At 67.6% G+C, this 10444-nt stretch carries 10 protein-coding genes; 2 read left to right on the top strand and 8 right to left on the bottom strand.

The features are described from left to right. Positions 1-100: 100 nt before the first annotated feature. The 7 genes from L6D89_RS13000 to L6D89_RS12970 all read right to left on the bottom strand — a co-directional run bounded on the left by L6D89_RS13000 (position 101) and on the right by L6D89_RS12970 (position 7160). The gene (locus tag L6D89_RS13000; protein ID WP_236199969.1) at positions 101-1219 is read right to left on the bottom strand and encodes a sigma-54 interaction domain-containing protein; all 1119 of its coding nucleotides are present in this window, start codon (positions 1217-1219) and stop codon (positions 101-103) included. Continuing rightward, on the bottom strand, positions 1216-2421 hold the full coding sequence (locus tag L6D89_RS12995) for an acyl-CoA dehydrogenase family protein (RefSeq protein WP_236199968.1): 1206 nt from the start codon (positions 2419-2421) through the stop codon (positions 1216-1218). Before L6D89_RS12995 ends, L6D89_RS13000 begins: the two co-directional genes overlap by 4 nt. A 63-nt stretch (positions 2422-2484) precedes the next feature. Beyond that, complete coding sequence (gene ssuD, locus L6D89_RS12990) at positions 2485-3630, bottom strand: FMNH2-dependent alkanesulfonate monooxygenase (RefSeq protein ID WP_084357660.1); 1146 nt, start codon at positions 3628-3630, stop codon at positions 2485-2487. A gap of 10 nt (positions 3631-3640) precedes the next feature. Continuing rightward, a complete protein-coding gene (gene msuE / locus L6D89_RS12985; protein WP_236199967.1) occupies positions 3641-4198 on the bottom strand; it encodes an FMN reductase in 558 nt (185 codons plus the stop codon). 187 nt (positions 4199-4385) lie between these two features. Next, positions 4386-5507: a saccharopine dehydrogenase family protein gene (locus tag L6D89_RS12980; RefSeq protein ID WP_236199966.1), complete on the bottom strand. Its 1122-nt coding sequence runs from the start codon at positions 5505-5507 to the stop codon at positions 4386-4388. Positions 5508-5547: 40 nt separating this feature from the next. Continuing rightward, positions 5548-5949 carry a GFA family protein gene (locus tag L6D89_RS12975; RefSeq protein WP_236199965.1) on the bottom strand — a complete coding sequence of 134 codons (402 nt, stop codon included), beginning with the start codon at positions 5947-5949 and terminating at the stop codon, positions 5548-5550. Between the two features lie 83 nt (positions 5950-6032). Beyond that, entirely contained in the window at positions 6033-7160 is a 1128-nt protein-coding gene (locus L6D89_RS12970; RefSeq protein WP_236199964.1) for an ATP-NAD kinase family protein, read from the bottom strand. A 248-nt stretch (positions 7161-7408) separates the two neighbouring features. Between L6D89_RS12970 and L6D89_RS12965 the strand changes: the two genes are divergently transcribed. Then, complete coding sequence (locus tag L6D89_RS12965; protein ID WP_164488251.1) at positions 7409-7582, top strand: PA1571 family protein; 174 nt, start codon at positions 7409-7411, stop codon at positions 7580-7582. 25 nt (positions 7583-7607) lie between these two features. On the opposite strand, the gene pdxB is transcribed toward L6D89_RS12965, so the two are convergent. Further along, the gene (gene pdxB, locus L6D89_RS12960; protein ID WP_236199963.1) at positions 7608-8756 is read right to left on the bottom strand and encodes a 4-phosphoerythronate dehydrogenase PdxB; all 1149 of its coding nucleotides are present in this window, start codon (positions 8754-8756) and stop codon (positions 7608-7610) included. 263 nt (positions 8757-9019) lie between these two features. Here pdxB and L6D89_RS12955 point away from each other — a divergent pair, with 263 nt between their 5' ends. Next, positions 9020-10423, top strand: a complete 1404-nt coding sequence (locus L6D89_RS12955; RefSeq protein WP_236175408.1) for an MATE family efflux transporter — start codon at positions 9020-9022, stop codon at positions 10421-10423. Positions 10424-10444 lie beyond the last annotated feature (21 nt).

Genomic DNA, 10444 nt, shown 5'->3' with positions numbered 1-10444 from the left:
CGCTTGGGATGGGCAGCCCCGGAGTCTAGGCCGGCCACTGGCCGGTTTCGTTGCCGTGGATCAGTTGCCTACAGCGAATACCTCCAAATAGACGGCCCTGCTAGATCGACAGCCGCACCCCGCGTTCCGGGTCGATCACCGTCGCGCCGCGACGCTTGTTCACCACCAGCTCGCCGATCTCGATCAGCCGCGTGCGCGTGACGTTGCGGCTCAGGCCCAGCAGGTTGGCGGTGTGCACCTGATTGCAGTGGCAGAAGCGATAAGCCGCGCGCAGCAGTGCATCTTCCACCCGCGCATGCAGATTGCCGCCCTGCTCCTCGAACAGGCGCTGGAAGGCCTGCTGGAGGATCTGCTCGGCACCGAGGGACTCCAGCCGCGGCTCGTCGCTGCGTTCGATGCGCAGGTTGGACAGGTGCAGGTCCTCCGCGCGCACCACGCCATCGCGGCAGATGAGCAAGGTGTGGTGGATGACGTTCTCCAGCTCGCGGATGTTCCCCGGCCAGGAATAGCTGCGCAGTTTCTGCGCCGCCTCGGCGCTGAGCTGGCTTTGCCCGTAGCCCAGGCGCCGGCTGTACTCGGCAATGAAGTGGCGGGTCAGCGGGAGGATGTCGCCAGGGCGCTCGCGTAGCGGCGAAAGCTCCAGGCTGACCACATTGAGCCGGTAATACAGGTCCTCGCGGAAGTGCCCGGCGTTGATCGCCTTCTCCAGCTGCACGTTGGTGGCCGCCAGCACCCGCACGTTGATCGGGATGCTCTTGCGCGAGCCGAGGCGCACCACTTCACGCTCCTGCAGGACGCGCAGCAGCTTGACCTGGATCGGCATCGGCAGGTCGCCGATCTCGTCGAGGAACAGGGTGCCGCCGTTGGCCTCTTCGAACCAGCCGGCCTTGGCCGCCAGCGCGCCGGTGAAGGCGCCTTTTTCGTGGCCGAACAGCTCGGCTTCCACCAGGGATTCGGAGAAGGCCCCACAGTTCACCGCCACGAACGGGCCACTGCGCCGCGCGCTGAGGTTGTGGATGTGCCGCGCCACCAGCTCCTTGCCGGTGCCGGTCTCGCCGATGATCAGCACGCTGGCCTCACTCGGTGCAACCTGTTGCAGGTGGTCGAGCAGGGCCTGGGATTTCGGGTCCTCGAACACCTGCGCGGTGGCGCGGATGGAAGTGGCCAGCGCGGGGGACTTGGGCAGGGTCAGCAAACCCTCGGGTGTGGTCGCATTCATGAGTAGAAAGTCGGTTGCGGCAGTTGCTGGTTCAGCGCCCAGTCGCCCAGCTCGCGGACCTTGTAGTCCACCGGGTCGTGCAGGGTCTGGGTGCGCAGGTTGCGCCAGTAGCGGTCGATGCGCAGCGCGGCATGGGTCGAGCGCGCGCCGGTGACCTCGAACAGGCGGTTGCAGATTTCCAGGCCGTTGCGCGTGGCCGCGACCTTGGCGGTGGCGATGGCCACGGCCAGCCGGCCGCGCTCTTCGGCATCCAGCACGGCGCCCTTGTTCCAGGCTTCATCCAGCAGTTGCGCGGCGCGGCGCACCAGCAGGCGGGTGCTTTCCAGGCCGACCCAGAACTCGCCGTAATGGGCGAGCACGTAAGGGTCTTCGCTGACCGTGGCAGCGTTGGAGCGGAACCACGGGCGAGCTTCCTTGAGCGTGTACTGCCGCGCCTCTTCGAACGCACCTTCGGCGATACCGAGGAATACATGGGTGAAGATCAGTTGCGCGATCAGCGGGCGCAGGCAGGCGAACGGCGTACTCAATGGGCCCGGATCGAGCAGCAGCTCGCTCTCCTCCACGCGCACGCGCTCGAAGGTGGCGCTGCCGCTGTCGGTCTGGCGCTGGCCCATGTTGTCCCAGTCGTGGGCCAGGCTGATGCCGCTGCGCGCAGTGGGAATGGCGGCGATCAGCAGCTTGCCGCCCTCCCCGTCCAGCGCCGAGGCGATGAGCATTTCCGAATCCAGCGCGCCGGAGCAGAAGCTCTTGCGCCCGGAAAACTCGCGCCAGCCGGCGAAGCTGCGCGACACGGTACGGGTATCCAGCGGGTTCAGCGCGTTGCCCCAGAACCACTGATTGCGCGCGGTCAGCTCGAACCACGGCTGCCACTGTTCGGGACGGGAGAACAGGCGCACGGTGGCCAGCATCAGGTGCTGGAAGCCGAACACATGGGCAATGGAGCTATCGACCACGGCGAACTGGCGGACGATGTCCAGCGTGGTGCTCCAGTCGGCGCCCAGGCCGCCGTATTCGCTGGGGATGATCAGCGACAACAGGCCGCTCTGGCGCAGCGCATCGCGCTCGGCCTTCGGCGTGCCACCACGGATGTCGCGCTCGGCGGCGGTTTCGGCGAAACCGGCGGCCAGGTGCTGGGCTATTTGTCCGGGATCAGATGCTATTTGCCCGGGTGTCTGTGCGTCGAGCCGCGTATTGGCGTTCACGCTCGCTTCCTCTTCTATCGATTCGGGATGTGCCGGGCTCCTGCCCGGCACATCAGGGAGAACTCAACCGGCCTTGCGCCCGGGCAACACATCGTTGGCGATCATTTCGCCGAAGGGCCCGGTGAGGTTGGTCACGCCACGCCCGGCAAGGCTGGCATACGGCTCGGGGAGCAGCGGGAAGACCAGCTCGGCGAATCGGTAGGCCTCTTCCAGGTGCGGGTAGCCGGAGAAGATGAAGCTGTCGATGCCCAGGTCCGCGTATTCCTTGATGCGCTCGGCGACCTGCTGTGGGTCACCCACCAGCGCAGTTCCGGCGCCGCCACGCACCAGACCAACGCCGGCCCAGAGGTTGGGGTAGATCTCCAGCTGGTCACGCCGGCCGCCGTGCAGCGCGGCCATGCGCCGCTGGCCTTCGGAATCGAAGCGGGCAAAGGATTTCTGCGCGTTGGCGATGGTCTCGTCGGAGATGTTGGCGATCAGCTTGTCGGCGGCCTGCCAGGCTTCCTCGGCAGTCTCGCGGACGATCACGTGCAGGCGGATACCGAACTTCACGCTGCGGCCCTGCTTCGCCGCCTTCTCGCGCACGTCGGCGATCTTCTGCGCGACCGCCTGTGGCGGCTCGCCCCAGGTCAGGTAGACGTCCACCTGCTCGGCGGCGAGGTCGTGGGCCTCGGCGGAGGAGCCGCCGAAGTACAGCGGCGGATACGGCTTCTGGATCGGCGGATAGAGCGCCTTGGCGTTCTCCACCTGCAGGTGCTTGCCGGCGAAGTCCACCGATTCGCCCTGCAGCACGCGGCGCCAGATACGCAGGAATTCGTCGGTGACTTCGTAGCGCTCGGCGTGGCTGAGGTGGATGCCGTCGCCACGGTTTTCATCCGGGTCGCCACCGGTGACCACGTTGATCAGCAGGCGCCCGCCGGACAGCCGGTCCAGGGTCGCCGCCATGCGTGCGGAGACGGTCGGCGAGATGATTCCCGGACGGATCGCCACCAGGTAGCGCAGGCGCTCGGTGAGCGGCGCCAGGGCCGAGGCGACTACCCAGGAATCCTCGCAGGAGCGGCCGGTGGGAATCAGCACGCCGTAGTAGCCGAGGGAATCGGCGGCCTGGGCGATCTGTTTGAGGTAAGGCAGCGACACCGGGCGCGCGCCCTCGCTGGTGCCGAGGAAGTGGCCGTCGCCGTGGGTAGGCAGGAACCAGAACACGTTCATCGAGGGCTCCTCAGGCGGTCTTGCGCAGTTGCGGGCGGGCGAACAGCGGTGCGGCGCGCTCGGCGGCCAGCTGGATGCGGGCGCGCAGGGTGTCGCTGGTGATCTGGTAGTTGGCGAAGTCGGCCTCGCTGGCGTACACGCCGATCGGCAAGGTGATCGACTGGAAGAAGCTGAACAGCGGGCGCAGCTGGTGATCGAGGACCAGCGCATGGCGCTCGCTGCCGCCGGTGGCGGCGAGCAGCACCGGGGTGTCGATCAGGGCGTTCATGTCCACCAGGTCGAACAGGTGCTTGAGCAGGCCCGGATAGGAGCCACGGTAGACCGGCGAAGCGACGACCAGCAGGTCGGCCGTCTCGATCTCGCGCAGGGTGGCCTCCAGCTCGACGGAGAGTTCCTGGCGCGACAGCGCGGCACCCAGCGGGCGGGCGATGTCGGCCAGTTCGATCAACTGGGTCTGTACTGGCAGGCGTTCGCCGAGGGCGTCAAGCACGGCCTGGGTGAGCACCAGGGTGCGCGAGGGGCGATAGGTGCCGCCGGAAACGGCGACCACTTTGATGGGGCTGGTCATGGGTTTTCCCTGTTGACTGTTGCGCTAGGTACAGAAGCCTTGAGCAAGGGCCGTACCAACCCCCGAAAGGGCCGTAACAACAAGGAAATGTGCGATTTCAGGGCACTTGGGCGGGGTTTCCGGGGTGCGCCCTGTCACTCAGGCAACAGCGCTGCTGATCGACTGTTGTCTGAGCAACAGCGAGCGCTCAATGCACAGCCAGCTCGCGCAGGCCGTGGGAGATATTCAATCCGTCCAGTTCGGCCACGTACTCGCTGGTGCTGAGCAAGCCGATGCAGGGCGTGGCGCCACGCTGGCGCAGCTGTCCCGCCGCCAGCTTGCGTGCCAGCGCCACCGCTGCCATGCAGGGGATGTTCGGGCCATGGTCCTGTTGCGCGAGCATTTCCCAGCAGAGCGCCAGGGGCCGGCCGTCACCGTCGACGCCCTGCAGATGGACGAACATGCCACTACGCCCGTCGCCCAGCGGCTCCATGGCCACGGCCATGCGGTGCAGGCCGCTGCCCAGCCGCGCAGCGTCCTTCAGCAACCCGGCGCGCACCAGCCAGGACAGCCCCCAGGTACCGAATTGGGTGAGGCCGAGCCCCAGGCCGGCGGAGAAGCGCACATCCTGCACGCCGGGGTAGCGCTGCGGGAACAGGTCCAGGTCCGGCACATCGCAGTGGGCCACCCAGCGCCGGCCCAATGGTGCGGGAAAGCGGTGCCTGCTCAGCCCCTGCCAGCCGTGCACGTTCTGCCAGCGCCCCTGGCGCCACTGGCGTATTGGCTTGCCGCAGTAACCGAGCACCGCGGACACGGTGGCCTGCCCGGGAATCTTCGCCGAGGAGCTGATGCCATGGTGGATGCTGTCCAGGCGCTGGAAGCGCGGCAGCAACTCGTCGACCACCGCGGCGGCCAGCGCGGGGACCGAACTGGCGCCGCTGCACACCAGCACGCCGGCGCTGCGCGCGGCGCGGTCGAGTTCGTGGATGCCACAGACGAACTGGCGAGCATCGGCCAGGTCGATGTAGTGCGCGCGGGCACCGATGGCCGCGCGGGCAACCCGGTAGTCCTGCCCCTGGAAGGGGCCGGCGGTGGAGATCACCAGGTTCACCTTCAGTTCATTGAGGCGGCCGGCCAGGGTCGGCTGGTTCATGTCCAGGCACACCGCTTCGCCGGCCACCTGCGTGGCCAAGGCGCTGGCGCGGCGCTGGTCACGGCCACCCACCAGCACGCGGATACCCTCGATAGCGCTCAGGCGCTGCACGATCAGGCTGCCGAAGTTGCCGTAGCCGCCCAGCACCAGCACGCGAAATTTCTGTTCTGTTGCCACTGCCCTTGTTACTCCCTGACTGCTGGCTGCGCCAGCTCCTTCATCCCGGCTTCGCGCCCTGGTGCCGGGGCAGATTGTCCTCCAGCGGCCACCACGTGGCGCGGGACTCGACGTAATAATGTGCTTCGGGCTTTGTCCGTACCGGCTCGTCCAGGGTTCCCGCACGCACCCGCAAAGTTTCCGGCAGGGCATCGCGGGCGCTGTAGATCGGCGAGCCGCAGGTGCGGCAGAACACGCGCTTCTTATCAGGGGTAGCGCGATACTCGCTCAGCTGCGACTCGCCGCTGAGCAGACGGAACGCCGCACGATCCACGGGAATATTGGTGGCGAACGGCCCGCCCTGGGCCTTGCGACACTGGCCGCAATGACAGACCTGGATCAGCCCCAGCGCGCCGCTGATCTCGTAGCGCACCGCGCCGCACAGACAACCACCCGTATGCATGACCTGCCCCTCTTGCGATCTGGCGGAGCGCAGGAGTCTAGATCAGTCGCGCCGCCAATCACCACCGTGCGTTGCAGTGGCCGTCAGCTTTCTCTGCCCCAGCCCAGCGGATAGAGCAGTTCTTCCTTGTAACCGGCCCACACGCGCACTGCAGCGGGGAAGCTCGCGTCCAGCTCGGCGTCGCCGCTGTCCACCAGCAGCGGCCGACCTTCGAGAGTGCCGAGCTTGCGCTTGGTGGCGATCACCCGCAGCCGTTCGATGCCGATGGCGCGCAGTACCCGCGGGCTGATCTGCTGGTTGCCACGGCCGAGGATATGCCCCTGGCCACCAATGGCCGTCACCAGCAGAAAGGCCGGGTGGCCGTCCACCAGTTCGAACAACTGCGCCTCGGTGACATCGCGGGCAATCACTTCACCGTTCTCAATCACGTCGACGCCCAGCAGCGTGGTGTCCAGGTGCAGGTCGGCGGCCAGCCCATGCAGCGTCGAGCCGGGGCCGAAGACGTAACGCACGTCGTTTTCCCAGCTGTCCTCCAGCCAGGCGGCGAGATCGGCCAGCACCAGTTCCTCGGTTTCCATACCGGCCTGCTTCACGTGCTGCATGAAGTGGCCTTCCTCGGGCACCGTCAATTCGGCGTACCAGCGCGCGGCGACGCGGCCTTCGCGCAGCGCGGCTTCGTCCAGATCGCGCACTTCACCCTGGGTCAGGCGCACCAGGCCACCATCCACCAGCCGCCTTGCAAGTTCTCCGGCGGCACGCGGGCTGATGGCATAGACGCCGGAGTGGATCTTCACCCCGGCGGGGATGCCCAGCACCGGCTGGCCCTCACGGGCTACTTCAGCCACGTCCCGCGCAGTGCCATCGCCACCGGCGAAGAGGATCAGCGCCGCGCCAGCCTCCTGCAGCGCCTGGACGGCGTGACGGGTATCCGCCGCTGTGCTCTGCTGTTTTTCCAGCACGCCGACCAGGCGGTGGCCGAAGCCCATGCTCGCCAGCAGATCGGCGCCCATGACACCGGGGAAGGTAAGAAACTCCAGGCGCTCGCGCACCGGCAGCAGATGCTCCAGTGCCACGCGGGTGCGCTCCGCCGCCCGCGGCTGCGCGCCGCGCGCCAGGGCCAGCTCGGCCACTCCGTCACTGCCCTTGAGCGCCGTCGGGCCGCCAATACCGGCCAGCGGATTGATGATCAGCCCTATGCGAATCCTGTCCATACTCAACCTCGAGGGAAACTTCTTCGAACCACCGGCGCAATGCCGGGTCGGACCAGGGAAGCGACGGTTCCACTCACTATAACGACAAGCAAACGACCGGGGACCACGCGATTGGCATGCAATCTGCGAGGGCATTGGTCGTCTGTCTTCGGTGACGGTTCTTCGGCGCTGCCGCGCGCAGCCTCTGTCACCGGGCTTTCATCTGATCTGCCTAGACTGCAACGAACCTGATGTAGAGGAGATTGGCCATGAGCCTGCAAACCCACCGTGAACCCACTCCCCGCCCCGCCCCGCGCAACCCGCAGCAGCCGGTCGGCGGCTCGATCATCGATGCCCAGGGCCGTGAAGTCCCGATCACCGAAGACATGATCCAGCGCGCCTGCCAGGAACTGGACAAGACCTGCGAGCAGCCACGCCGCTGACCGTCAGTGGGGCGGCGCGTCCGCCCTACTCCCCGACCCGGTTGGCGCCCAAGGCGGTCAGCAGGCTTTCCAGGCGCGGCGACTCACCCTGGATGTCGACCCATAGCCCGGTGATTTCGCGCCGCGGCGGGTAATGCTTGCGCAGCGTGTCGAAGGCCGCCCGCCGGGCCTTGGTATCGCCTACCAGGCTGCGACGGAAGTTGGCGTCGTCGCTGCGCGGGTCGTAGACCGCGCGGCAGAGCATCGCCAGTGCCCACTCCGGGTCGCACTCTTCCTTCAGGCTCATTTCGGCCAGCCATTGTGCGGGCAGCAGGTCGTCGAGATCGACTTCCGGCGCGCGTTGCTGCCAGGCGCAGAACGCCTCGTAGATCTGCGCCGTGCCGCGCAGCTTGCCATCGAGGCTGTAGCCGGCGATGTGCGGAGTGGCGATACGGCAGAGCTCAGCCAGGCGAACATTGACTTCCGGCTCGCCTTCCCAGACGTCCAGCGCCACGTCGATATCGGCGCCGGATTCCAGGTGGACGCGCAGCGCGGTGTTGTCCACCACGCCGCCGCGGCTGGCATTGATCAGCCAGGTACCTGGGCGCAGCGCCTTGAGGCGCTCGGCGTCGATCAGGTGGCGGGTCGGGTTGTCGCCGTCGCGGGTCAGCGGCGTGTGCAGGCTGATCACGTCGCACTCGCGCAGGACTTCCTCCAGGCTGCGGAAATCACCACCCTCGGCAGCCGCGCGCGGCGGATCGCAGACACGCACGTCCCAGCCCAACCCGCGTAGAACATCTACCAGGCGCCCCCCCACCTGCCCCGCGCCGATCACGCCATAGCGGCGCTCGGCGAGCTTGGCGCCATGCACGTCGGCCAGGGCCAGCAGGCTGCCCAGCACCCAGTCGACCACGCCACGGGCATTGCACCCCGGTGCGCTGGACCAGGCGATGCCGGCTTCGGCGAAGTAATCGAGATCGAGATGATCGGTGCCGATGGTGCAGGTGCCGACGAACTTCACCTGGCTGCCGGCGAGCAACTCGCGACTCACGTCGGTCACCGAGCGCACCAGCAGGACTTCGGCGTCACCCAAGGCGGCGCGGTCGATGCCGCGCCCGGGCAGACGGCGGATTTCGCCGTGGGCACCGAAAAAGGCTTCGACCAGGGGGATGTTTTCATCGGCAAGGATACGCATGGGCTGACTCCAGAAATCGGCAGCAGGTACTTTACCAGCGCTGCTGCGCGCGGTCCCGCACAGCCATGTAGAGCGCATAACCTGGAACAGGTTATCCGCCGCTCCCTTCAAGGCGGATAACGCTGGCGCGTTATGCGCCCTACGTCAGCGCCGATCCTTCCGCCCTGCGCGCGGTCCCGCGCGACGCAGGCAAGACTTCCTGACTGGCCCGTCAGCCCTTAAACTGGTCGGCTTCCCGCCAATTTCTTTCGCCAAGGAAAGCCGTGACCAGCCTCGCCCAGCCCGTCTCCCGTGGACGGCGCACCGCCACCGAACTCAAGGAACTGCTGACCCTCGCAGCGCCCATCATGATCGCCCAACTGGCGACCACCGCCATGGGCTTCGTCGATGCGGTGATGGCCGGCAGCGTGGGGCCGCGCGACCTGGCCGCGGTGGCGTTGGGCAACTCGATCTGGATTCCGATCTTCCTGCTGATGACCGGCACCCTGCTCGCCACCACCGCCAAGGTGGCCCAGCGCTATGGCGCCGGCGATCAGGCCGGGACCGGCCCGCTGGTGCGCCAGGCGCTGTGGCTGGCATTGCTGGTCGGCCCACTGGCGGGCGCGACGCTGTGGCTGCTCTCCGAGCCGGTACTGCGGGCGATGAAGGTCGAGGAAGCGCTGATCGAGCCCAGTTGCTTCTACCTGCGCGGTATCGCCTGCGGCCTGCCGGCGGTGGCGCTGTACCACGTGCTGCGCTGCTTCAGCGACGGCCTGGGCCGGACCCGGCCGAGCATGGTGCTGGGCATCTGCGGGCTGATGCTGAACATCCCGATCAACTACGTGCTGATCTACGGCCACCTTGGCTTCCCGGCCCTGGGCGGCCCCGGTTGCGGCTGGGCCACTGGCTCGGTGATGTGGTTCATGCTGCTGGGCATGCTGTTCTGGGTGAACTGGGCCAAGGTCTACAAGCCGAGCCAGCTGTTCAGCCATTGGGAGCTGCCGCAGCCGAAGGTGATCGGCAGCCTGGTGGCGGTGGGCCTGCCCATCGGCATCGCGGTGTTCGCCGAGTCGAGCATCTTCTCGGTGATCGCCCTGCTGATCGGCGAGCTCGGCGAGAAGGTCGTCGCCGGGCACCAGGTGGCGCTGAACTTCAGCGCGCTGGTGTTCATGATCCCCTACTCGCTGGCCATGGCGGTGACGGTGCGGGTCGGCCAGTCGCTGGGCGCCGGGGCCCCGCGCGATGCGCGCTTCGCCGCCGGCGTGGGCATGGGCGCGGCGTTGGCGTACGCCTGCATTTCCGCCAGCGGCATGCTGCTGCTGCGCGAACACATCGCCGGGCTCTACACCCAGGACCCGGAAGTGCTGGCCCTGGCCGCTACGCTGCTGGTGTTCTCGGCGCTGTTCCAGTTCTCCGACGCCGTTCAGGTTACCGCCGCCGGGGCACTGCGCGGCTACCAGGACACCCGCGCGACCATGATCATGACCCTGTTCGCCTACTGGGGCATCGGCCTGCCGGTGGGCTACAGCCTCGGCCTGACCCATTGGCTGCAGGAACCCACCGGCCCGCGCGGCCTGTGGGAAGGCCTGATCGTCGGCCTGACCTGCGCGGCGGTGATGCTGTGCATTCGCCTGTCGCGCAGCGCCAGGCGGCAGATCGTGCTGAACGAGAGGCGCGTGGCGGGGTAGCGCCGGAGACGCAAAAAAGCC

It is taken from the genome of Pseudomonas pseudonitroreducens (genome assembly GCF_021603645.1).
Classification (GTDB): domain Bacteria; phylum Pseudomonadota; class Gammaproteobacteria; order Pseudomonadales; family Pseudomonadaceae; genus Pseudomonas; species Pseudomonas pseudonitroreducens.
Note: the sequence above shows the minus strand (reverse complement) of the source record. Positions and strands in the feature narration are given on the sequence as shown.

Excerpts from the sequence above, each read along its gene's own strand:
- L6D89_RS13000 (WP_236199969.1), bottom strand. The coding sequence starts at position 1,219 with ATGAATGCGACCACACCCGAGGGTTTGCTGACCCTGCCCAAGTCCCCC.
- ssuD (WP_084357660.1), bottom strand. The coding sequence starts at position 3,630 with ATGAACGTGTTCTGGTTCCTGCCTACCCACGGCGACGGCCACTTCCTC.
- msuE (WP_236199967.1), bottom strand. The coding sequence starts at position 4,198 with ATGACCAGCCCCATCAAAGTGGTCGCCGTTTCCGGCGGCACCTATCGC.
- L6D89_RS12975 (WP_236199965.1), bottom strand. The coding sequence starts at position 5,949 with ATGCATACGGGTGGTTGTCTGTGCGGCGCGGTGCGCTACGAGATCAGC.
- L6D89_RS12970 (WP_236199964.1), bottom strand. The coding sequence starts at position 7,160 with ATGGACAGGATTCGCATAGGGCTGATCATCAATCCGCTGGCCGGTATT.
- L6D89_RS12965 (WP_164488251.1), top strand. The coding sequence starts at position 7,409 with ATGAGCCTGCAAACCCACCGTGAACCCACTCCCCGCCCCGCCCCGCGC.
- pdxB (WP_236199963.1), bottom strand. The coding sequence starts at position 8,756 with ATGCGTATCCTTGCCGATGAAAACATCCCCCTGGTCGAAGCCTTTTTC.